Raw genomic sequence first — 22,155 nt, forward strand, 5'->3', positions numbered from 1 at the left:
CCGAAGGGCCGGGGCTACGCTCAAGTTCATTGGAATTTAAAGCTTCACAGTGTAACACTGGGTTTTACACAGAGTAACACTGTGTAATTAATTCGTTGTTCCGATATTTCCTTCGACAAGCTCAGCCACCGCAGCCACCACAGCAATCGCAGCCACCACCACAAAGGCGAGCCAGGCTTTTTCCGATATTTCATTTCTTCGGTGTAATAAGTCGCAGAAGGCAGATTCTGCTCCTAAAATACCATTGAAAAGCACGGAATAAGCCACGTTCATCAGCCTGTTCGTTGTTGTAAGGGTTTTAGTATTAAAACGGCAAATCTGAAGTGACTGGAAACTCGCGCTTTAAAAATGAAATTGTAGTTCTAGGCTTTAGAACGTCAACAATTGCTTTGTTTCTACCCAGGGTAGGATTATCATTGCCGATTCAAATTAACTTAACGTTCTCATTTATTTATTAAAAATCTAAAATTATGAAAAAAAGAGTATTAAAAATTTCACTGGTAGTAGTGCTTTTTATGGTTTATGCTGCGACCTTATTTGCTAACGAAAAAAATGGACCGCAAGGCTCAACCAATGCGTTTGCAAAGTATTATGGCCAGGTCATTCCATCTTCAGTAAAGGGTGCCCAGGATGCACTTCTTTTCATTGATTTTGAAGTCCAAGACGGAAAGATACCTGAAGCATTGGTCAGCCTGGGCTACACAGTTAAAGTTGCAACCGATTGGTATGATTTCAGTAGTAAGCTGAATTCCGGTAGTTATGGTTTAGCTGTTGGCTTTAATCAGAACGATCCTTGGGGAAGCTGGAAACCAGGTTTACTATCCGCGCTTACCAATTATATTGCCGGAGGAGGAGCTGTCGTTTTCAATGACTGGCAGAGCGACAATGACTTTGCCATTCTTTTTCAAGCCAGCTTCATGGGTAATGAAAATCAAACAATTATGAATCTTGATCCTTCGATTGAAACGAACCTTCCAAACCCTATTACTCTGGTTAAACATAGTTGGACTGTATTTAGCACAGGGCTTACCACTACCGGAGGTGCAGAGGTACTGGCAACCTTTGCGAATGGTGATGCTGCCATTGTGAGGGGTAATGTAGGTAAAACCATCATTTTGGGCTATCTTACTGACACCCCACCAGCAGCAAACAGGCAGCAATTGTTTGAAAATCTTTTTGAAGCCGTGGCACCTTCTGTTCCCCTCACCAACTGGGCTTTGGGTTTCGGCTTGTTGCTGATGGTTACCTTTCTGGTGGTTCGCTTCAGAAGGTCCATATTTTAAAAAACTGAAAAGATGATTGGTAAAAGCCGCTTCGCAGGGAGCGGCTTTTTTTGTGCTTGCAAGTTTTGATTTTGAAACCTTCGGCATCCGTGGAAATATTTTATTTTTGGCCGCGATTAGCCAGATGTAAGGGTGCGGATAATCTTTTTTAAACTTTTTATTACTACGATAATTCTGAACTTTTAAGAAACTGAAACCTGCCGGCATGTCGGAAAAACGAACGAAAAAACAGAAACAACAAGCGGGCGCACACGAAAAGCTGGCAAAGAAGCAGCATATCAAAAAATTCTGGCGTAGTTTTATGCCTTTGCTTCTGGCCGTGCTGCTGTGGTTGGTCACGCTCACCATCCTGCATCTGCCCGCAATCAGGGACGGCGTGGCGCAGTTTTTTATCAGCTTCACGCTTGACTCGGCGCTTGCATTCGGAAAGCTGTTGTTTATCCCTGTCGAGAGCCGCAGCTTCCCAAACATTACCGTTGATGGTTACACCATGCAAATCGTGATGGAGTGTACCGCCTACAATTTTTACATCTTCGTTTTTTACCTCAGCTTGCTCTCGCCCGTAAGTTGGAGCCAAAGAATACTCACTTTGGTAATCTTTCTAAGTGCAGTTTTTATTTTGAATAACCTGCGTTTTGTCACCATGGGATTCATAGGAAATCAGTCAGCAGAATGGTTTCATTTTATCCACGACTATTTTTGGAACATCCTATTTGGTTTTATGGTTTTCCTGATCTGGGCCTGGCGGTACAAAGGCATTGCAAAGAGGTGAAAAACAAAACCAATTACAAACCAGCTTAAGAAAATACAACATGGCCATTTTAACCTCTACTCCGGGCAGAATCGTTATGCTGCTGCTCATTTCGCTACTTGTCTTTGTGGGATGGCAGGCCGGCCTTGAAACTGCTTATGCAAAAGTGCTCGTTGGAACCACCAATGCCGTCGTCAGCAATTTGAAAGCAGATACGCACATTGAAATCGAAAAAACAACGGAATATGAAGCTGGCTACCAGTTTAAAATATTTACCCGTATCGACGGACGCAAAGCCAGTTATCCTCAGGAACCGGGAAGCCTGTTGCAGCCCTTTGTAATTATACTTTCGTGGCAAATATTCCTGTTTCTTGTGCTAAGACGGAAAGATGCGCTGCAATCCATGCTTGTCAATTTTGGTTTGTTTATTTTGATCCAGGTTATTTTTATGATCCTGCTCACGGACTATTACAACTCCGACGTGCAGCAATACATCTACACGATGATGATGGATAGCTTTTACATCATAGCGCTGGTGTTCGTCATCAAGGATTATATGCTTTATCCTGTCTTTGTTAAAAGTGGTCATCCAAAACGAACCAAAAAATGACAGATATCGGGATCAAAACCGAGCGCCCTTCATCATATGGTTCAAGGCTTTGCTATTCTTTTTTCTGTGTTTAATTTTATCAATAACTTCCAGGATCAGGATTCAATTAAGTTTCAGTTTTGGAATATCATCATCACACTGAAAACAGTTTGATTCCAATTTCCATCGGGAAACAAAAATAAAGATTGTCGAAAAGTAAAATCCCCATCAAGCAGGCAGCCCGGAAAACCATGAGAAATGATTTATCGTACCCCCAAATTATTGTTGATTCCCGTCATCGTTCGGAAATCTGTTTTAATATTACTTAACAGCGTCAGCAGCGCCTTTTCGTGTACTTTTGCGCCTGAGGCGGGCTTGAACATTTGCAAAGTCCCGTTGTTCAATAGCCAAAAACTAGGTTTTATTATTTTAATGAAAAATTAAATGGCCAAATTTGAAATTATTATGCCCAAAATGGGCGAGAGTATTATAGAAGCTACCATTACCAAATGGCTTAAAAATCCCGGCGATACCATTGCCGAGGATGACTCACTGGCTGAAATTGCTACCGACAAAGTGGATTCAGAGATCCCATCGCCGGTAGAAGGAACCATGAAAGAGCTGCTCTACAACGAAGGCGACGTGGTGCCGGTAGGAAAAGTAATTGCCATCATCGAAATGGAAGGCGACGATGAGGAGCCGACTGACGAGGTAGAAGCCACCCCGGAAACCAAGGATGCAGCAGAGCCTAAAGAAGACAAGGAACAGCCTGTAGAACAGGAGAAAGCCGCAACAGAAGAAAAACCAGGCGACTTCTCGGCAGCTTCACGGTTTTATTCCCCATTGGTAAAAAGCATTGCCAAAAAGGAAAACGTCGCTTTGTCGGAACTGGAAAAAATAAAAGGCAGCGGCAAAGACGACCGCGTGACCAAAGATGACCTGTTGCAATACATCGACGATAGGAAAAATCAGAAAGCTCCTACTGCTGCAGCTCCAGCACCAGCGGCCAAAAGCCAGGCATCAGCAGCTCCATCGGCAGCACCCAAAATGGAAGCTCCAAAAGTAACTACCAGCGAAGGCGACGAAATCGTAGAGATGGACCGCATGCGCAAGCTCATCGCCGACCACATGGTTATGTCGAAGCAGGTTTCGCCACACGTCACCTCCTTTATTGAAGTGGACGTTACCAACATCGTCAACTGGCGCAACAGTGTGAAAGATGACTTCCAGAGACGCGAAGGACAAAAGATCACCTACACGCCTATATTTATCGAAGCCACTGCACGTGTGCTTCGCGACTATCCGATGATAAATGCTTCGCTCGACGGAACCCGCATCATCAAACGTAAACGTATCAACATTGGAATGGCCACCGCGCTGCCCAACGGCAACCTGATAGTTCCGGTGATAAAAGACGCGGACGAGCTGAACATGATCGGCATGGCCAAGCGCGTAAACGACCTGGCCGACCGCGCCCGCAACAACAAACTCAATCCCGACGAAATTCAGGGCGGAACCTTTACTGTCACCAACTTCGGCAGTTTCGAGAGCCTCACCGGCACGCCCATCATCAACCAGCCACAACTGGCTATTCTTGGTCTGGGCGCCATCAAAAAACGCCCGGTGGTGCTCGAAACCGCCCAGGGTGACGTCATCGCTATTCGCCAGATTATGATCCTGTCGATGGCTTACGACCACCGCGTGGTAGATGGCGCACTCGCCGGCATGTACCTGCGAAGCCTGCGCGACGCCCTTGAAGGCTTCGATGAAACTATGAGCATTTAGAAAATTATTAAAATAATAATACAAAAGCTGCCCCGGGGTTGTAGAACAACGATGGTGGCAGCTTTTTTTTATAAAAGATCATGGAATTAAAACTCAACAAACCCATTGCCTTTTTCGATCTGGAGACCACCGGCATCAAAGTAGCAACGGATCGCATCGTCGAAATCAGCATTGTGAAAATCATGCCCGACGGCAGTCAGAAAATCCTGACGCACAAAGTTAATCCCACCATTCCTATCCCGGCATTTACTACCGAAATACACGGCATCAGCGATGAGGATGTGAAAGATTCGCCTACCTTTAAGGAGCTCGCCCACGAGCTGGCGCAGTTTTTTGGTAATGCCGACCTGGCTGGCTACAACTCCAACCGGTTTGACATCCCCCTGCTCATGGAAGAATTTCTGCGCGCCGACGTGGACTTCGACCTCAGCGGACGCCGCTTTGTGGATGTGCAAAATATCTTTCACAAGATGGAACCCCGCACCCTGAAAGCTGCCTACCGGTTTTACTGCAATCAGGAACTCACCAACAACCATTCGGCAGAAGCCGACGCGATGGCTACCTACGAAATCCTTAAGTCGCAGCTCGACAAATACCACGGCACCAAATACGAAGAAAAAAACGGGAAGATTACGGAACCTGTGGTAAACGACATCGGGGCGTTGAGCGAGTTTTCGGAGCAGCACAACAATGCCGACCTCATTGGGCACATCATCTACGACGATGAGAAGATCGAAACTTTTAATTTTGGCAAACACAAAGGAAAAAGTGTCGAAGAGGTTTTTGCGCGTGAGTCTTCCTACTACGACTGGATGATGAAAGGGGATTTTCCACTCTCCACCAAGAAAGTGATTACAGCCATCAAGCTCAGAAGTTTCAACAAAGGGACGGCTGTGAAATAAACTCTTTTGGTAACTTTTCGTGTGGCTGCTCGTCAATATTATCAAACAGCATTTTATTTTTAATAAAAAAATAATATTCAGCAAGTATGATAAAACGTGGATTGATTGCCGTGATACTATGCGTCGCCGCACTAACCGCGACATCAGCACAGGACAAAGCCGGCGAATATCTGAAAGCAGCCATCGAGCTTAACGGCCAAAACCAATATGATGCGTCCGTAGAACTCTGCAACCGCGCGTTGCATCTGGAGCCTACCATGAGCAGCGCCTGGTTTTTGCGCGGATACAACCACTACTGCTTAGAAAAATATCAGGAAGCCATCAACGATTTTTCGGTGGCGCTTCATTATCAAAAAAATTATTCCGACGCCTACTACTACCGCGGGCGGTCGCATCAGGCCAGCGGCAGTTATTACCAGGCGCTCCTCGACCTGAACAAAGCCCGCAAACTTGACCCCGGAAAAACTTCCATCCTGATGCTGCGCAGTATCTTTCGGTAAGATATCAATCATCATGTGATTTTGGTAGCTTTGCCAATGGATAAAATCATAGGTACTACAATAATGCTAAAGCTTGATTTCCCCGTTATTTTACAAGGATTGGTTTAGAATCAAGGCCAATTGATGGTAAAACCTTAAAAATCCGGAGCGATAAAAACTGGCAAATTTGAATATGACTTAAAATTTATCGGGAACTAATTAATGAAAAAAAAGTACGGCATATCCCTTAGCGGAGGCTCGGCACGCGGGCTTGCACATATCGGCGTACTGCAGGCGCTCACAGAGGCGGGTATTCGACCGCAGGTGGTGGCGGGTGCCAGCATGGGTGCTATTATTGGGGCGTTGTTTGCTGCCGGCATTACTCCGCAGGAGATGCCTGAGTTTTTTAAAAAGGCAAGCATGCTCAGCTTTTTCACCTGGAAGCTTCCGCCACACGGAGGCATGCTTTCGAGCGATAAGCTGGCCGAAGAACTGGAGGAAGTGTTGGGCATCAAAACTTTTGAAGAGCTACAGATACCCTTGTATATTTCGGTGACCAACTTCAGCCGCGGAATTACAGAAATTATCAGCAGCGGCTCCCTGGCGGTGGCGGTGGCCGCTTCGGCTGCAATTCCGTTGATTTTTAAACCTGTCGAAATGAACGGTGACCTGTATGTGGATGGCGGCGTTACCGACAACCAACCGGTTGGTCCGTTGCCCAAACTTTGCCGCCGGACTATCGCCAGCCATGTAAATCACATCAGAAGCGAATATGACTCGACAGCGATTAAGGATGTGGCCGAACGCACCTACAGCCTGGCCATTTATGAAAATGAAAAACCCAACCTGAAGAAATTTCGCTATGTGATCGATCCTCCGGAACTGGCGCAGTTCAGCCTGTTCGACTTTCAGGCCATCGACGAGATCGTGCAGATTGGATATAAAGAAACCAAACGACTGCTTGAGGAAGGGAAGCTGCGATAAACCACGATTTTCGTTAGCATTTGTGCCAACGGCGGGGCTTCCTGCTCGCTGAAGTTATTCTATCTTTGCCTAAATTTTTAAAAACTTATGGCACAGAATCTATCAGAACAGGAACAGATACGCAGGCAATCGCTTGCCGAGCTCACACAATTGGGAATCGATGCTTATCCGGCACAGGAATTTCCGGTAAACGTTACCGCCAGTGAGATACACGAAAACTATCCGGACAAAAAAACTTATGACGATGTGCACCTGGCTGGCCGCATCATGAGCCGCCGCATCATGGGTGCTGCCTCTTTTGTGGAGCTGCAGGATGCTACCGGCCGCATCCAGTGCTACGTGAAGCGCGATAATATCTGCACGGGCGAGGACAAATCTTTTTATAACCATGTATTTAAACAACTGCTCGACATCGGCGATATCATTGGCGTGAGCGGTCGTGTGTTTACCACCAAGATGGGCGAAACAACCATAGAAGCGCATGAACTTGTGATTCTGGCCAAATCGCTTCGACCGCTGCCGGTGGTGAAGGAGAAAGATGACAAAATTTTTGATGCCTTCACCGATCCCGATATGCGCTATCGACGCCGCTACGTGGACCTGATCGTAAACCCGCATGTAAAAGAAACCTTCGTGAAGCGCTCAAAGATGGTGAACTCCATCCGCGAGTTCCTCAACGAGAAAGGTTACCTGGAGGTGGAAACACCCATTTTACAGCCTTTGTATGGCGGTGCTGCGGCACGGCCTTTCACTACGCACCACAATACGCTCGACATGAAACTCTATCTACGCATCGCCAACGAGCTATATCTGAAACGCTTGATCGTAGGTGGCTTTGATGGTGTTTATGAATTTTCCAAAGACTTCCGCAACGAAGGCATGAGCCGTTTTCATAACCCGGAGTTTACACAGGTAGAACTTTATGTAGCCTATAAGGATTACGAATGGATGATGAACCTGGTGGAAGAGATGGTGGAAAAAATCGCTTTGGATTTGCACGGCACCACCGCAGTGCAGGTGGGCGACAACCAAATCGACTTCAAACGACCCTGGAAACGCTTCACAATGTTTGAAGCCATCCAACATTTTTCGGGTGTGGATATTTCGGAGATGGACGAGCAGCAATTGGCAGATGCCGCCAACAAACTCAACATCCCACTGGATGCCACCATGGGCAAAGGCAAAATTATAGACGAGATGTTTGGCGCTCTGTGTGAATCAAAGCTTATCCAGCCAACTTTTATCACCGACTATCCGATAGAGATGTCGCCGCTGGCTAAGAAGCATCGCAGCAAACCGGGACTCGTCGAACGTTTTGAGGCCATTGTAAATGGCAAGGAGCTGTGCAATTCTTTCAGCGAACTCAACGATCCCATCGATCAGCGCCAGCGTTTTGAAGACCAGATTGAGCTGGGTAAACGTGGCGACGAAGAGTCGATGCTGCTGGACGAAGACTTTTTGCGCGCACTCGAATATGGCATGCCGCCAACGGCAGGGCTGGGCGTAGGCATCGACCGGCTGGCGATGGTGATGACGAACCAAAACTCCATACAAGACGTGCTGTTTTTTCCGCACATGCGTCCCGAAAAGAAAAAAGTAGTTCCCCAAAGCGATGATTTTACACGTATGGGCGTGCCGGAGCAATGGGCACAAAACATCATACCGGCTGGCATCGCGTCACCCGACGAACTACGTCAGGCCAAACCTGCGCTCATTCAGCAAAAGTTAAGTGTTTATCGTAAGAAGAATAAACTGGAAATACCCGCTCCAACGCTCGAAGAAATTGAGGTCTGGCAAAAGGGCTGATGGATGAGGTGAGGAATTAATCAAAATGGCAAAACCCCAGTAAAGCATGCTAATCCTCGAATTAATGGATTCAAATTTTGAATCCATTTTTGAATCTATAGCTTTGTGTAGACCCTTGTAAAACAAGGCTGGCGAAAAACAGAAGAATGATTAATTTTTTCATAATCAGAATGAATAACGAAAATAAAAATTGGAATGTTTTTGATAATTGTATTTCAAGTCAATCATTAACAATGTACGTGGTCTGAAAATATAAATTTAAACCTTCCAATATTTCTACCTGCTGTAAACCTCCTGTCCGCCAACGAAGGTTTTTATAACTTTTACTTTTGGCACCTCTGGTAGCGGAATATTCATGATGTCGGCGTCGAGCACCACAAAGTCGGCTACTTTTCCAGGTTCGAGGCTGCCTTTTTTGTTTTCTTCAAAAGCGGCGCGTGCTGCCCATATTGTCATGCCGCGCAAGGTCTCTTCTCGCGTAAGCGCATTTTCAGTTTGAAAACCTCCTTCGGGATAACCTTCGACATCCTGTCGTGCGGTGGCTGCAAAAAATGTCAGCATCGGGTTGATTTGCTCAATTGGAAAGTCCGTTCCCAGCGGAATCCATCCCGACTGATTGAGTAATTGCTTATAGGCATAAGCGCCTTTTACCCGCTCCTGCCCCACCCTGTCGGCAGCCCAATACATGTCGGAGGTGGCGTGGGTTGGCTGTACCGAAGGAACAATGCTGTATTCTCCAAAAAGATCAAAATCTTCTGGCGCAATAATTTGTGCGTGCTCGATGCGCCATCGCAGGTCGTTGGGTCCTTGCAGAGGATCGCCATAAAGGTGCAGCATCATGCGGTTGGCCGCGTCACCAATAGCATGGGTGCAAACTTGATAACCATTGTCGATTGCCTGCTGGCAAATGCTACGGATGGTATCGGGACGGGTGAGCATGATGCCACGGTTGCCCGGATCGTCGCTGTATTCGTCGATGAGCAGCGCACCGCGTGAGCCCAAAGCTCCGTCGGCATAAAGTTTTATGCTGCGTACGCTCAGCCGATCGGTTATGTATGGCCCGCCATCCACGTAAGTATCCAGATTTTCCTGTGTGAGCGAAAGCATCGCATTGATGCGCATTTTCAGTTTTCCGGCATGTTGCAACGAATCGATGATTTGTACCTGCTGCATTTCCAGTCCGGCATCGTGCACGCTTGTAAGACCCACAGCAAAACAATCTTCCTGCGCCAACAGCAATGCCCTGATAATTTCTTCTGTTGCGGCCTCAGGAATCACTTTTTTAACAAGTTCCATAGCGTTGTCGATGAGGATACCGGTGGGCTGCCCGTTACGGAGAATTATGTCGCCACCTTCAATTTTTGTTGTCGCACTGATTCCCGCCAACACCATTGCTTTGCTGTTGACCAGCGCGGCATGCCCATCGATACGGGTAAGCATCACCGGATTGTCCGGGAAAAGTTCGTCCAACTTTGCACGATCCGGAAATTGCTTGTCGGCCCAATCATTCTGATCCCAGCCGCGACCTTCGATCCAATACAACGAAGGGTTTTTCTGATGATGCTGCTGCACGCGTTCCACCACTTCCTCCATCGAGCGGGTTTCTTTGAGATCAGCACGCTTCAAGCGCCCCAATCCATATCCAAGAAAGTGGCAATGCGCATCGATAAGTCCGGGGTAAACTGCTTTCCCACCCAGGTCGTAGACCAAATCAGCGGAGAAGTTGGAGGTGATTTCGTCGTGGCTTCCCACAGCCAGAATTTTCCCATTGGCGATGGCCATGGCTTCGGCGGTGGTGAAGTTGCTGTCGACGGTATAAATGACAGCACCCGTAATGATCAGATCGGCTTTGTCCATTGGTTTGCAAGCATTTATTAAAGTTATCAAAAGGATTAATACAGGAATAATGATGTTTTTCATAAACGAATAATTATGTTGTTGATGCTCTATTTTTAGAGGACAAATCTAATTTACTTAAAATTCCCAAAACCGCTGAAATATCTTTAGCAACCCATTCCTTATCAATAAAATTAACAACGAATTGTTGCTTTTCAGAAATAGAGATACAGCAGCCTGATTTTGGCTCCTGCACCAGGCGGTAGCCTTTGCGCTCAAGCGCCTTTTGGAGCCAGATGCGATGCAGCCCAGCCCCGGATAGAGTTACCTCACCAATCTTTTCGGTGTCGAAGGTAAAGGTTCCAGAAAGCTTGTCGAAAGTTACCTGTGGATTATCAAAATAATTTCCAAATTCGTTTTTCAAAACCATGTCTTCCGGAGTACCGATGGCGATAGGCTTTTCTTTTCCCATCATCCAGATATTGTCGGCAAAGCGGATGGCCAGATTCAGGTCGTGTGTAGAAAGCAAAATTGCTTTGCCGGCGTTTCGTGCAGCCTGCCGAAGAAGTTTTAATATCTCCACCCTTGCCGGAAAATCCAGAAATGCAGTGGGTTCATCCAAAAATATCAAAGGTGTTTGCTGTGCCAGTGATTTGGCGATCATCACTTTTTGTTTTTCGCCATCGCTTAGCTCATCAAATTTTCGATGTGCAAGATTTTTAATCCCAACTTGTTCCAGCGACTGATCTACGATCATACGATCTTCCGTTTGCAAACGCCCGAGGAAACCGGTGTAAGGCGTTCGTCCATAGGCCACCATCGAAAATACATTGGTATTGGCAATGTCCACCTGCCCCGTAAGGACTACACTTACGCGTCGCGCTAATTGTGCTGCGGTGAGAATATTTAAATCGACATTATCAAAAAAAACTTTTCCTGCCAAAGGTTTTTGAAATCCTGCCAAAGTTCGGATGAGGGTACTTTTGCCGGAGCCATTGGGTCCTAATAAGCCTGTCACTTCTCCGGCGTGCAACTGCAGATTGATTTGCTGATGTAACAAATTAACCGCGCCACCACTCAATTTGTAACCAATGGAAAGATCGCTGGTATGCAGACTGGCGTTCATCATTGTGAAACGGAAATTGAGTTACGGCGCAGAATGATCCAAACCACCACTGGTGCGCCGATGAGTGAAGTGATAGCATTTATGGGCAGCGCGCCGTCAAAACCCGGAAGACGCGCGATGAGATTACAAAACAAGGCTAGCGCCATGCCCGAAAGCAGTGTACCGGGCATCACCAGCAGGTGGTCGGAGGAACGCAACAATGCACGACTGAAATGTGGAACTGCAAGCCCCAGAAAAGCTATCGGGCCGCAATAAGCCGTAACAACAGCAATCAGCAGCCCGGAAGTGAAAATTGCAAGCAGCGAAATACGGCGGGTATTGACGCCCAGGTTGCGAGCGTAGTTTTCGCCGAGCAGCAGGGCATTGAGCGATTTTATCATTAGCAAAGCCAACACAATTCCTATTATTAATAAAGGAATAAAGAAAGTAAGTTGCTGCCACGAAACGTTGGCAAAGCTGCCCAGACCCCAGATCACAAAGGCCTGCAAATCTTCTTTTAGACTATAAAACTGCAAAATGCCCACGATGGCCGTAACGGCATAGGCGATCATAATGCCGATGATGAGAATAGTGGCCGGACTGCGAAAGCGGGCGGCCAAAGCCATGATGAGCAGCAACACACCAAAAGCCCCTGCAAAGGCAGCTACCACCACGCCGAAGTTTCCCGTGACGTGGCTGATGGAGATAAACTTGCCGGCGGGCATCGTAATAAAGAGCATCATCACAGCTACGCCCAGACTGGCACCGGAACTTATCCCAAGCACCGACGGGCCTGCCAGCGGATTGCGAAAAAGTGTTTGCATGATTAATCCGGCTATTCCCAAAGCAGCGCCGGCAAACATAGCCGTGAGTGCCTGTGGCAACCGCGCACTCAGAACAATTCCCTCCCAGGCCGGATGCGTGGCGGAATGTCCCATTAATATTCGCACAATTTCGCCCGGCGGTATCATCACCGATCCAACGACGATATTCAGCACAAAAAAAACGAGAACGAGCAGGCTTAGCAACAGCAGCTTGAAAGTAGTATTGTGCGGATGAATCTGATATGTAGCGGAAACGGGCGTCATGGCATCAGATGATAGTATTCATTTTTGTGATCGGGAAGCAGCTCAGGATGAAAGATGTGGATGTAGTCGGCCAGCAGAATGTGGGGCTGCAAAAGCCCTTGTTGGTAATAAGCCGTCGCACGGGTATTGCACACCAGCACCTGCTGTTTTTTGAAGGCCACAAAATTTTTGTAACGCTGATCTTCGCGTTCAAGCAAATCGTAGGTGTAAATGGTATCAGAATAAACAAGCAAGCGCCAATAGTCAGCGCTGAGGCCTCTGTTGTAAACCGCCTCGAAATCGAGCATCAGGCCGCCGGAATTTTTGTCGTCGCTCCAGAGGTAGTGCGCACCGGCATCGAGCAGCATTTGCGCCACATAACTATTGCCACCGGGGAGATTCCAGAAACCACCGTATTGTTTTCCGGCAAGTACTGTGGGCCGATCTGGGGCATTGGCAGCAAGTTTTTTCAAAAAATTATAAGAATGGCTTATTGAATCAAAAATAGAAACGGAGCGTTTTTCTGTGCCGGTAAGAGCGCCCATCATCTTAATCCATTCGGCACGTCCCAGCGGATGGTTTTCCAGAAAGTCGCCATTAGGAACCACCGTTAGCCCGGCGTTGGTTAGCGGCTCATAAGCCTGCCCTGCCTGCGGCGACACCATTACAATTTGTGGCGACAGCTCCATCAACGTTTCGAGCTGATAACGACCAGCAATACCGATCTCTTTGATTTTCCCATTAGCCAATCGCTCTTTAAACTTTTCAGAAACCACATAATCGGCACCAGCCACTCCTACAAGCGTTTCCATCTTATCCAGCGCGTCGAGCAACGAGAGATGGGTAGCCGAAAGACAAACCATTCGCTGCAGCGGCACCACCAACGTTGCACCGTCAGCATAACGATTGGCGGCATGGACACTATCCACCAGATAAAACCGCGCCACAGGATGCAGCGTGTCGGCGGGAGTAAATATTTCGAGCAACTGCTCATTTTCCCCGTTCGTGATACGAAAACCTGTGGCTATCACCGGATTGATTGTAGCCGCGCCGACGGCAGTAAATTCAGTAAAAGAATCTTTGGATTGTTCATCACCACAACCTGCCAGCAAAAGCAGCAAAAGCAGTGACAGCGATATTTTGCGAAAGCTATTAATAAGGTTCCAAATGACAAATGACAAATGACAAATAAATCTCAAAAAACAAATTTCAAATGTTGTAGCGGTTTTGGTCATTGACTTTTCGATATTGAGATTTATTTGAATCTTGTTATTTAAAAATTGAAATTTAACAACGAATTGCAAAGTCTTTATTTAAACTAAAGACCTTGGTCAATCGAACAACTCTTCGTCGCGTTCGAGCAGCAGGATGGAATGTTGTGGGACGATGAAATACTTTTCGCCATGGTACACGATCTCTACAGCGCCTTTTTGCATAAAAATAGCCAGGTCGCCTTCTTTGGCCTGCAACGGGATGTAACGGGTTTTTTCGCCGGTATGCTTCCAGGGTTCGTCGGTATCCTCGGCAGGCGTTGGAATGGGATAGCCCGGACCGGTGCGAATGACGTAGCCGCTTTGTACCTCCTCCTTCTCGGTGTAACCCGCCGGGAGGTAAAGGCCGCCGCGCGACTTGTTGGTCTGCGATTTAGGTTTTATCAACACCCGGTCGCCAACCACGATGAGCCGGCTAATATCAACACTCTTTGCCATTTCAGAAAATGAAGTTTTATCATTTAGTAAAATGCAAAAGTAACGATTCCGGTTTACAACAAAGGCAGGGTAACTTTATAGTATTCGGGCGGGGCTTCTATTTTGATCTGCTCGTCGGCGATGAGTTTGTATTGGCTTTGCAGGGTTTGCAATCCGGTATTTGTTGAATAAGTGCTGGCTTTGTGGTTGCGGTTGTTTTTTACGAAAAGGCTTTGCTGGCCGGCAACTATTTCAATTTTCAGCGGATTCTGCTTGTTAGCGATGTTGTGTTTGATGGCGTTTTCGACCAATAGCTGGAGGCTCATGGGCAGGATTGCCCGTTGTAGTAGGGCTTCATCCACATCTATTACAACTTGCAAACCCTCACCGATGCGCTCTTTGTGCAGAGCAATGTACGACTCGATAAATCGCAGCTCCTCCTGCAGGCTCACGGTTTTTTCTTCGTGGCTCTTCAACACATAGCGGTAAACATTGGTGAAATTTTGTGTGAAAGTTTCGGCTTCGTGCGGGTTAAAGCGGATCATCGATTTTAAGACACTCAGGTTGTTGAACATAAAATGTGGATTGAGCCGGTCTTTTAATGAGTTGTAATCGCTTATTAATTTGGCCTGTTTCAGCTCGTCGATTTCTTTGCGGTTGTTAATCCACTCTTTTCCAAGATGGGTTATAATGATGATGAGTAAATGGATTATTAGAATCAAAAGGCCTGTAATCAGTACAATTTGGGTGATGCCATGATCCAAAATATTTTCATCACCAAAAACTTTTCGTGCAATTTGAAACCAAACAAATATCAATAACATCGAAAGCCCAATGACGCTAATGGCCTGCAGGTAAATGTTCCATTTATAGCGTTCGATTCGGTTGAGTATGCGCATTAGCAAAAGGTTGAGCTCCATAATGCTGTTGAATGCAATTGCAGCAATAAAATAGGCGAGTGTCTGTAATTTGTCGTGAATCGGAGGCTCATCGGCCAGCAGTTGGGAAACGTGAATCAGGATAATCGAAACCACAGTGATGATCAATAGCCTGATGAAGACATACCGCGGCTTGTATGAGCTCAGGTCGATTAAAAACTGAAGTCGTTTTTCATCAAACATATTCGTTGTTTTCTTATTTCCCCATCCAAATTTTAAACTCAGTGGCCTTTAGGCGGCTTACCGGTATTTCAAAATCAGGCGCAGGCTTCGTCGCTACTTTTAACTTTCCGCCCAGGTCATTATAAATCTTTACTACAGCATCGATGTGGAGAATGGTTTTGCGATTTGCCCTGTAAAACTCCACCGGGTTCAACTCTGATTCCAACTGCTCCAGGGTGTAATCCAAAGTGTATTCTTCGCCATTAAAATCGACGGCAAAGGTGAGCTTATTTTCGCTGTAGATGTAGGCTATCGTTTTGGTTTCGATGGTTTGCCAGGTGTTGACTCCGGCAACCAGAAATCGTGTGCGGTATTCTTTTTTTCCGGAAAGGATATTTTTGACAAGCTGGTCGTATTTCTCCTGAACATGAAAAGCCTCACTTCTCCCGGATTGAAATTCCGATAAAAGCTCTTCGTACTTTATAATGGCTGCCTCAAGTTCGGTTTTTTCGATGGGTTTCAGCAGATAGTCGATGCTGTTCACTTTAAATGCCCGGATGGCATATTCGTCGTAAGCAGTGGTAAAAATAATCCGGCACGACGGCGGCAGTGCCACCTGATCGAAAATAGAAAAACAAATGCCATCGGAAAGCTGGATATCCATGAGGATGATGTCGGGGGCTGAATTTGATTTTAACCAGGTCACGCTCTCCAGCACACTTTCGAGTATGGCTTCTACCTTCCAATGCGGACGCAATTCATCAATCAATTCACGCAACATGCGACTGTTAGGCGCTTCGTCCTCTACTATTAAAACCCTGATGGCAGGTTCGGAATTATTATTCATGATATTTTTAGTAAAACAAAACTATACTTTTGAGCGAATGTGCTCAAAAACACTTCTCATCACTCATCACACACCAACCGATTGGATACCCGCAAAAAGTTGCTTTCGTGGATTTTAAAATTGGTAAGCGCATCAATTTTATTGCTGTAAGCATTTTGCCATTCAGCTTTTGCTTCGAGCACATTTACAATGGTTTCCATACCCACCTGATAGTTGTCGTCGCTAATGCGCATATTTTCGTTGACCTGCTCCAGCGCAGTATGGGCCATTTCTACGCGCGCCCAGGCATCGGCATAGTTGAGTCGTGCCTGTTCTATTTCGAGCTGCAAATAGTTGGTGGCTTGCTGTAGCTCCAGCTGTTTGGTGTTATAATCCGCTTTGGCCGATTTTATTTTACCTTTTCTTTCGCCAAAGGTAATAATGGGAATGTTGACGCTGGCCAGGGCATTAATGCCATGCTGATCGTAATTGTCCATGTCTTTCAGTCCCATCACCAGATAATTGTAGCCCACCGAAACGCCCACCGTAGGAAGGTATTCGCCACGAACCATTTTTATGTTTTGCTCAGCCATATCTACCTGGCTTTGCATTAGCTGATATTCGAGGCGGTTGCCGGCACGCACATCAATCAGGGAATCCGAATTGAAACGCACGTTTGTGATGCTGTCGTGAATTTGCAGTTGTGTGTTCAAATCTACGCCTATGATGCGGCACAAAGCCATTTGCGATAAAGCCAGCCCGGTTTTGGCTTTCTGTGCCTGCAGTGCAGCTTCATTGTATTTCACCTGCACTTTCAGCAGCTCGTTGCGGCTGACCATGCCTATGTCGTAGCTGCCTTCCACCACTGTAGCAAGTTCCTCCAGCAGCTTTTTGTAATCTTCGGCCAGCTTTACTTTTTCCTTCACCGAAAGGTACTGATAATAGGCCTGGTCGGTGGCGTAGATAAGTTCGGCCTGTTGCAGCATTCTGTTCTTCCCTGCCATATTTTCGCCGATGCTTGCCATTCTGTTGCCGGCAGCAATCTTGCCTCCGGTATAGATGGGTTGCTCTGCCGCTAAATTGGCCAGGGCAGTTCCATACATTGTGATATCGAGTGGAAGATAGCCATAGAGATTGAAAACCGGATTGCCATCCGGGCCAATGAGAGGCTTGCCGGTAAATGGATTGATAGCAACATTGGGCACCAGCCCGCCGGCCAACGGGTCTAAAACCAAAGTAGGCAGTATAAGCTCTTCGTGAATTTCCTGCTTTGAATACAAGCCTGTACCAGTGAGCGAAATGTGAGGAAAACGCGCCGCTTTTGCAGCCATTCTCTCACCTTGTGCTTTGTAAATTGTTTCGTCGGCAATCTTCAGTGTTTCACTATTTTCGATGGCCATTGTCCTGCATTCTTCCCGGCTCAGCACCAGCGTTTGCTGTGCTATCAAAAAATTGGATAAAAATAGCAGGAAGACAAGCAGTATTGAGGTTGTGTTTTTCATATTCATTACATTTTTAATAAAATTGGTCTGCATCACTAACTGTTGATTTTTACACGATAAAAAACAGAATAGAGCAAGGGAACAAACACCAGCGTGATGAGTGTTCCTACCAGCAGACCTGAAATAATTGTTACAGCCATGGCCTGATACATGGGGTCGGTGAGCAGCGGAAGCATGCCGAGGATGGTGGTAAGCGAAGCCATGATTACCGGACGCACCCTCGAAATGGTAGCATCTACCACAGCCCGGTAGGCCGTGGGGCTTTGCTTCATGAGCAACTGAATTTCGTCGAGCAGCACAATGGCATTTTTGATGATCATACCCGATAATCCAATGGCGCCGATAATGGCCACAAATGAAAGGGGCTGGCCGGTGAGTAACAAACCCGGAATAATACCAATAAACGACAGTGGCAGGCACAGGATAATGATAATCGGACGGCGGTAATCGTTGAACAAAAGCAACAGCACCAGCACGATTATACCCGCCGCCAGAGGCAGATAGCTGACGATCCCCTTCAGCGCATCAACTTTTAATTCCGATTCTCCCACCCATTTAAAACTATAGCCTGGTGGCACCTCTATGCTTTGCATAGCCTCATCAAGCTCTGCCTGAACCTGCGCTGGCCCAACACCATCCATCGGTTCGCATTGCGCCTGGATTACTCTTTTCCCATTTACACGCCGTACCACCGGCTCTTCCCAGTCCATAGCAACATCACGGGTAACTGTGCTTAAAGGAACGGCAGTGATTGCTGAGTTGATCATATCATCGGGGCTAAGTGCGCCAGTGGCTATTTTCTGCATGGTGGTGTTATTCATAACCCCGTTTAAATTGGGTAAAGTCCCCCACACCGGTATATCGTTCAGATTTTCGATTCTTTTTCCATTGGCTTCTCTCACCATCAGTCGCAGCTGCAAGGGCGTTTCACCCTGATAAACTTTTGCGATCGGCAAACCGTCGGTTGCGGCGAGTATGGCAATGCTGATATCATTGCGCGTGATCATGGCTTTGTTGGCAGACAGCGGATTGTATATGGCCGTGAGAGATTTTGCTTTGGGCTCCCAATCGCTGCAAACGGTGTATTTGTCTACATTTTTATTTTGCAACATGTAGTGCTGTGCTTTGTCGCTCAACTGTTTTAATACTGCCGGGTCAGGTCCGGTAAACTGCGCTTCCACCGTGTGCGACGACAGTACAGATATGTTGTATTTGCGAATGCGGCTCATTGCTTCGGGATAATTGGTGTGGATATATTCGGCCAACACCGGACGCATTTTCATCATCGTTTTGAAGTCGGTGAAGTTAATGATGAGTTCGCCATAATTATCCGCATTCTCAGTCATCATAGGGCGCACCAGCATATAGCGCATGGGTGTCATTCCATGGCTGCTCGCCACCATTGTCACTTCACTGAAAGTATTAACATAATCGGTGATTTCTTTTAAATCTTGGTTCACCTGATCGGCCGTACTGCCTCTGGGCAGTGTGTATTCGACGTAACATTGGTCGTATTTAAAGTCTGGAAAGAAAGTCTGATCGACTCTTGTAATCATGAGCATAGCAACAAAGAAAAGCACAAAAGTGGAGAGCACAATAAATATCCGGTGGTGCATGCCCCATTCCAAAATGCGGGTCAGACGGCGGTAAATGGGTTTATCATAGGTATCCACACTTTTCTGTCCCTTTTTATTGCGTTTATTTTTTAAAAAAATGGCAGAAAACAAAGGAACCTGGGTCAATGCCAGCACCCAGCTTACTGCCAGGGAAATAGCCAAAACAATGAAGAGATCACGAATATACGTTCCCGCTGTGTCGGGCGAAAGATAAACGGGAAAGAATGCAACTATGGCAATGGTGGTAGCGCCCAGAAGCGGTATGGCCGTTTGCTTGGCAGATTTGGTATAAGCCGTTTTTCCATGGAGGCCTTTATCTCTTTCTTTTAAGATACCATCTAAAACCACAATGGCATTATCCACAAGCATCCCCATGGCCACAATAAAAGCTCCCAGCGAAATACGCTGAAGGGTTCCATCGGCAGCAAGCAACAACGGAAAGGTAGCCAGAATCGTTAGCACCAAACCACTGCCTATAATAACTCCACCGCGGAAACCCATGGTAAACATTAGTACCACAATTACGATTATAACAGAAACAACGAGGTTCCACATAAAACCTGTGATGGCTTCATTAACCTTTTCGGGCTGAAAAAACACCTTCTCGAAAGTAATACCCGTAGGGATTTGCCCGCACAATTCTGCCAGCTTCTCCTCTACCCTTTTGCCAACTTTCAGGATGTTATCGCCACTCTCCATCGAAAGACCGATGGCCAATGCTTTTTGGTTATTATAATAAAAAGTATTTCGCAAAGGCTCATTGTAAGCCATTTCCACATTGGCAATATCGCCCAGATTAAATGAAGAGCCGCCAATGGCAGTAATCAGGATGTTGCGGATATCCTCAACGGTAGTGGCTTGTCCATCGACTTTAACACGCAATTGCTCTGTTCCCGACTCCAAATTGCCGGCATACACCACTTTGGTATAATCGCTTAATGCCGAAAATATCTGTAACGGCATAACCCCCATCTCACTCATCTTGTCGGGTGAGAGGGTGATGTGTATTTCGGGCAACTGTTCGCCATACACGGTAACCTTACGCACACCTTTTACTTCGAGCATGTTTTTGCGGATGAAAGCCGCATAATCACTCATTTCCTGATAAGAAAAACCCTCGTCGGCCACCATGGCATAAAACATCCCGTACACATCGCCCATATCGTCCATCACTATGGGTTTTTGCACGCCCTCGGGCAACCTAAGCATGGCCAGCTCCAGTTTTCGGCGCAGGAACTCCCAGCGCTGTGGAATTTCATCTTGCGGCACGTTCATCTTAAGCTCCACCTGTATTATAGATACATTGGCCTCGGAGCGTGAATTTATTTTGTTGATGTCGGCCAACGCCGAAATCTCATTTTCCAAAACATTGGTAACCTCCATTTCCACCTGGTGCGCCGTGGCACCCGGATACACCGTTACCACATTCGCCATCATCACCGCAATCTCAGGATCTTCGAGCTTGCCAAGTCTTTGATATGAATAAATTCCACCTAAGACGATGGCTACCAAAAGAAAATAAAAAATATTCTTTTTCTTAAAAACGTATTCGGATATATACATGATGAGTTTTTTTACAACAGATTACCAACATTTGATTTGCTCGCGGGAGCCACCACCTCCACCGTGTCGTTTTCCGACAGAAGGTTGAGGCCGCCAATCACCACCTGATCGCCCGCTTTAAGACCTTCGGACACCTGCAGATGTCCATCCCTGATCTGCTTGCTCAGCACTATTTTCCTGCTGTGAATTGTGTTGTTTTCTACAAGCCAAACATAGTTTTGGTTGTCTTTCTCGAACACTGCACTCGCCGGAAGGCTCACCTGGGAAGTATAGGGCACAGCATAATATACATTTACCGATACATTCATTCCGGGCGATAACAGCGAATTGGCCTCAGGCTCGTGATGCAGGTAAATCGTATACAAGCCGTTGTTGTTGGCATTGATGCTGTAATTATCCATGGTGAATGCAAAGGTTTTTCCGGGGATATCTTCCTGCAAACATTCAATTTTAGTAATGGCGTCTCTTTTCAAAAACATGGAGGGCGGCACATTCAGTTCTACCCGGAGCTTGCTCACGTCGACCAGCGTAGCAATGGGTGTTCCGTGATTTACCATTGCGCCGTCGTCGAACATCACCTCGGAAACATAACCCGTAAATGGTGCGTACAGCCTGGTGTCGTTCAACTGGTCGTTGGCGTTTTTTAAGTTCGCTTCGGCCATCTCTTTGCCCGCCTTCATTTTTTCGTAGTCGTTGTCGGAAACACTGTTTCGCTGGTGCAATTGCTCCACACGTGCATACTCCGAGCGCAATTGTTCTGTCTGTGCTTGTGCAGCGGCTTTTTGCACTTCATAATCGCGGGAATCCATTTCAGCAATCAACTGCCCTTTTTTCACATAATCCCCTTCCTTAACAAGAATTTTGCGGATGGGGCCGGCCACACGAAAAGCAAGGTTAATTTTTTGATTTTCTTTTACAGTCGCCGGAAACTGTTTTTGCTCAGGCAGCGAGTCCTGATGCACCCAGGCCGTTTTTACATACTTGACGTAATCGCACGAATTGGCGTTTTTGTGCTCCCCACAGGATGTTAACACTGCCAGAATCAGTGCGATACCAATCACATGAAAGAAGCTTTGCAGCTTTGAAGTTGTATAATTCATTTTGCTCATTTTTTGTAACTCTTTTTAAAATCATTAATCTACAAAAATAGATTGATCCAACAAAACAGCCGGGGAATCAAGCATCTAAAATACCGAAATGCTCAAATTGAGGAGTGAAATGCAGGAAACTACTCCTGGAAAAAGCGCATCACGCCCAAATGAAAATTCAGTGG

General features: G+C 46.5%; 19 protein-coding genes. 8 read left to right on the forward strand and 11 right to left on the reverse strand.

Annotated features, from left to right (window positions below):
- Positions 1 to 87 precede the first annotated feature (87 nt).
- The gene (locus VFC92_03690) at positions 88 to 273 is read right to left on the reverse strand and encodes a hypothetical protein (protein ID HZK07282.1); all 186 of its coding nucleotides are present in this window, start codon (positions 271 to 273) and stop codon (positions 88 to 90) included.
- A 197-nt stretch (positions 274 to 470) separates the two neighbouring features.
- On the opposite strand from VFC92_03690, the gene VFC92_03695 reads away from it, so the two are divergent.
- The 8 genes from VFC92_03695 (at position 471) to lysS (ending at position 8,579) form a co-directional block, all read left to right on the forward strand.
- A complete protein-coding gene (locus VFC92_03695; GenBank protein HZK07283.1) occupies positions 471 to 1,283 on the forward strand; it encodes a hypothetical protein in 813 nt (270 codons plus the stop codon).
- A 205-nt stretch (positions 1,284 to 1,488) separates the two neighbouring features.
- Positions 1,489 to 2,055, forward strand: coding sequence for an exosortase/archaeosortase family protein (locus VFC92_03700; GenBank protein ID HZK07284.1), 567 nt, complete (start codon positions 1,489 to 1,491; stop codon positions 2,053 to 2,055).
- Between the two features lie 40 nt (positions 2,056 to 2,095).
- Positions 2,096 to 2,644 (forward strand): hypothetical protein, encoded by a 549-nt coding sequence (locus VFC92_03705; GenBank protein HZK07285.1) that lies wholly within the window; start codon positions 2,096 to 2,098, stop codon positions 2,642 to 2,644.
- 423 nt (positions 2,645 to 3,067) lie between these two features.
- Complete coding sequence (locus VFC92_03710; protein ID HZK07286.1) at positions 3,068 to 4,408, forward strand: dihydrolipoamide acetyltransferase family protein; 1,341 nt, start codon at positions 3,068 to 3,070, stop codon at positions 4,406 to 4,408.
- Between the two features lie 80 nt (positions 4,409 to 4,488).
- A complete protein-coding gene (locus tag VFC92_03715; protein ID HZK07287.1) occupies positions 4,489 to 5,310 on the forward strand; it encodes a 3'-5' exonuclease in 822 nt (273 codons plus the stop codon).
- A gap of 86 nt (positions 5,311 to 5,396) precedes the next feature.
- Positions 5,397 to 5,810: a tetratricopeptide repeat protein gene (locus VFC92_03720; GenBank protein HZK07288.1), complete on the forward strand. Its 414-nt coding sequence runs from the start codon at positions 5,397 to 5,399 to the stop codon at positions 5,808 to 5,810.
- 201 nt (positions 5,811 to 6,011) lie between these two features.
- On the forward strand, positions 6,012 to 6,773 hold the full coding sequence (locus tag VFC92_03725; protein ID HZK07289.1) for a patatin-like phospholipase family protein: 762 nt from the start codon (positions 6,012 to 6,014) through the stop codon (positions 6,771 to 6,773).
- 87 nt (positions 6,774 to 6,860) lie between these two features.
- Positions 6,861 to 8,579, forward strand: coding sequence for a lysine--tRNA ligase (gene lysS / locus VFC92_03730; protein HZK07290.1), 1,719 nt, complete (start codon positions 6,861 to 6,863; stop codon positions 8,577 to 8,579).
- A 276-nt stretch (positions 8,580 to 8,855) separates the two neighbouring features.
- Here the strand turns inward: lysS and VFC92_03735 are convergent, their stop codons facing one another.
- The 10 genes from VFC92_03735 to VFC92_03780 form a co-directional block, all read right to left on the reverse strand.
- The gene (locus VFC92_03735) at positions 8,856 to 10,499 is read right to left on the reverse strand and encodes an amidohydrolase (protein ID HZK07291.1); all 1,644 of its coding nucleotides are present in this window, start codon (positions 10,497 to 10,499) and stop codon (positions 8,856 to 8,858) included.
- Between the two features lie 10 nt (positions 10,500 to 10,509).
- On the reverse strand, positions 10,510 to 11,544 hold the full coding sequence (locus VFC92_03740; protein ID HZK07292.1) for an ABC transporter ATP-binding protein: 1,035 nt from the start codon (positions 11,542 to 11,544) through the stop codon (positions 10,510 to 10,512).
- Positions 11,541 to 12,608, reverse strand: a complete 1,068-nt coding sequence (locus tag VFC92_03745) for an iron ABC transporter permease (protein HZK07293.1) — start codon at positions 12,606 to 12,608, stop codon at positions 11,541 to 11,543. Before VFC92_03745 ends, VFC92_03740 begins: the two co-directional genes overlap by 4 nt.
- Complete coding sequence (locus VFC92_03750) at positions 12,605 to 13,768, reverse strand: ABC transporter substrate-binding protein (GenBank protein HZK07294.1); 1,164 nt, start codon at positions 13,766 to 13,768, stop codon at positions 12,605 to 12,607. Before VFC92_03750 ends, VFC92_03745 begins: the two co-directional genes overlap by 4 nt.
- A gap of 150 nt (positions 13,769 to 13,918) precedes the next feature.
- Entirely contained in the window at positions 13,919 to 14,296 is a 378-nt protein-coding gene (locus VFC92_03755) for a co-chaperone GroES family protein (protein ID HZK07295.1), read from the reverse strand.
- 53 nt (positions 14,297 to 14,349) lie between these two features.
- Positions 14,350 to 15,396: a histidine kinase gene (locus VFC92_03760; protein ID HZK07296.1), complete on the reverse strand. Its 1,047-nt coding sequence runs from the start codon at positions 15,394 to 15,396 to the stop codon at positions 14,350 to 14,352.
- A gap of 13 nt (positions 15,397 to 15,409) precedes the next feature.
- Entirely contained in the window at positions 15,410 to 16,222 is an 813-nt protein-coding gene (locus VFC92_03765; protein ID HZK07297.1) for a LytTR family DNA-binding domain-containing protein, read from the reverse strand.
- Positions 16,223 to 16,281: 59 nt separating this feature from the next.
- Positions 16,282 to 17,703, reverse strand: a complete 1,422-nt coding sequence (locus VFC92_03770; protein HZK07298.1) for a TolC family protein — start codon at positions 17,701 to 17,703, stop codon at positions 16,282 to 16,284.
- A 35-nt stretch (positions 17,704 to 17,738) separates the two neighbouring features.
- Complete coding sequence (locus VFC92_03775; protein HZK07299.1) at positions 17,739 to 20,882, reverse strand: efflux RND transporter permease subunit; 3,144 nt, start codon at positions 20,880 to 20,882, stop codon at positions 17,739 to 17,741.
- Between the two features lie 11 nt (positions 20,883 to 20,893).
- Positions 20,894 to 21,982, reverse strand: a complete 1,089-nt coding sequence (locus VFC92_03780; GenBank protein ID HZK07300.1) for an efflux RND transporter periplasmic adaptor subunit — start codon at positions 21,980 to 21,982, stop codon at positions 20,894 to 20,896.
- Positions 21,983 to 22,155: the final 173 nt, after the last annotated feature.

Source organism: Bacteroidales bacterium (assembly GCA_035647615.1).
Taxonomy (GTDB): domain Bacteria; phylum Bacteroidota; class Bacteroidia; order Bacteroidales; family 4484-276; genus SABY01.

Coding starts and splice junctions, on each gene's coding strand:
- VFC92_03710 (HZK07286.1), top strand. CDS start 3,068: ATGGCCAAATTTGAAATTATTATGCCCAAAATGGGCGAGAGTATTATA.
- VFC92_03740 (HZK07292.1), bottom strand. CDS start 11,544: ATGATGAACGCCAGTCTGCATACCAGCGATCTTTCCATTGGTTACAAA.
- VFC92_03775 (HZK07299.1), bottom strand. CDS start 20,882: ATGTATATATCCGAATACGTTTTTAAGAAAAAGAATATTTTTTATTTT.
- VFC92_03760 (HZK07296.1), bottom strand. CDS start 15,396: ATGTTTGATGAAAAACGACTTCAGTTTTTAATCGACCTGAGCTCATAC.
- VFC92_03770 (HZK07298.1), bottom strand. CDS start 17,703: ATGAAAAACACAACCTCAATACTGCTTGTCTTCCTGCTATTTTTATCC.
- VFC92_03755 (HZK07295.1), bottom strand. CDS start 14,296: ATGGCAAAGAGTGTTGATATTAGCCGGCTCATCGTGGTTGGCGACCGG.
- VFC92_03720 (HZK07288.1), top strand. CDS start 5,397: ATGATAAAACGTGGATTGATTGCCGTGATACTATGCGTCGCCGCACTA.
- VFC92_03705 (HZK07285.1), top strand. CDS start 2,096: ATGGCCATTTTAACCTCTACTCCGGGCAGAATCGTTATGCTGCTGCTC.
- VFC92_03780 (HZK07300.1), bottom strand. CDS start 21,982: ATGAATTATACAACTTCAAAGCTGCAAAGCTTCTTTCATGTGATTGGT.
- VFC92_03735 (HZK07291.1), bottom strand. CDS start 10,499: ATGAAAAACATCATTATTCCTGTATTAATCCTTTTGATAACTTTAATA.
- VFC92_03690 (HZK07282.1), bottom strand. CDS start 273: ATGAACGTGGCTTATTCCGTGCTTTTCAATGGTATTTTAGGAGCAGAA.
- VFC92_03700 (HZK07284.1), top strand. CDS start 1,489: ATGTCGGAAAAACGAACGAAAAAACAGAAACAACAAGCGGGCGCACAC.
- VFC92_03765 (HZK07297.1), bottom strand. CDS start 16,222: ATGAATAATAATTCCGAACCTGCCATCAGGGTTTTAATAGTAGAGGAC.
- VFC92_03725 (HZK07289.1), top strand. CDS start 6,012: ATGAAAAAAAAGTACGGCATATCCCTTAGCGGAGGCTCGGCACGCGGG.
- VFC92_03715 (HZK07287.1), top strand. CDS start 4,489: ATGGAATTAAAACTCAACAAACCCATTGCCTTTTTCGATCTGGAGACC.
- VFC92_03745 (HZK07293.1), bottom strand. CDS start 12,608: ATGACGCCCGTTTCCGCTACATATCAGATTCATCCGCACAATACTACT.
- VFC92_03695 (HZK07283.1), top strand. CDS start 471: ATGAAAAAAAGAGTATTAAAAATTTCACTGGTAGTAGTGCTTTTTATG.
- lysS (HZK07290.1), top strand. CDS start 6,861: ATGGCACAGAATCTATCAGAACAGGAACAGATACGCAGGCAATCGCTT.